The sequence below is a fragment of the Streptomyces tremellae genome, from assembly GCF_039540215.1.
In the GTDB taxonomy this organism is placed as follows: Bacteria; Actinomycetota; Actinomycetes; order Streptomycetales; family Streptomycetaceae; genus Streptomyces; species Streptomyces tremellae.
This window is the reverse complement of the sequence record NZ_BAABEP010000162.1, coordinates 1-701: the sequence shown is the minus strand read 5'-3', so window position 1 is coordinate 701 and position 701 is coordinate 1. Positions and strand designations below refer to the sequence as shown.

1 protein-coding gene is annotated in these 701 nt (G+C 72.5%); it reads right to left on the bottom strand.

The annotated features are described in order from the left end of the window. Positions 1 to 603: condensation domain-containing protein (locus tag ABEA77_RS33820; RefSeq protein WP_345655984.1), on the bottom strand; the 603-nt coding region annotated here is incomplete at its 3' end. Positions 604 to 701: the final 98 nt, after the last annotated feature.

The window sequence follows — 701 nt, the reverse complement described above, 5'->3', positions numbered from 1 at the left end:
CACCGCCAACTCCGCGAGCGCGGCATGCAGGTCGGCCGGCAGGGCCAGCCGCACCCAGCCACCGCGGTGGCCGGCCACCTGGGGCCGGCGCCGGTCGACCGGGAGTTCGAGTTCCGCGGGCGCGCCGTCCAACTGCTTGCGCCAGTAGGCGACCTGACCGGCCAGCACACTGTCCGGATCGTCCGCGTCACCGAGCAGCGTCCGCTGCCACAGCGCGTAGTCCGCGTACTGCACCGGCAGCGGCTCCCAGCCGGGCGCCCGACCGGCACGACGGGCGGTGTAGGCGGCCGAGAGGTCCCGCAACAGCGGGCTCATGGACCACCCGTCGCCCGCGATGTGGTGCACCACGAGCACCAGCACGCACTCCCCCGACACCACCGACGCGTCAGGGACCGGCGACGTGCCGGAGACCGGAGACACGTCACCGACCGGGGACGTGCCGGAGACCGGAGACACATCACCGACCGGGGACGTGCCGGAGACCGGCACGAACAGCGCCGCACGCACAGGCAGTTCACCCGCCAGATCGAACGTGTACGAACACGCCCGCCCGACCTCCGCCTCCAACTCCCCTACCGCGACCGGCATCACAGGCAGACCCACACCCGCCTCACCCACCGGCACGACCTCCTGGAACGGCTCCCCCTCCACCTGCGGAAAACGCGTCCGCAGACTCTCGTGCCGCCCCACCACATCACCCA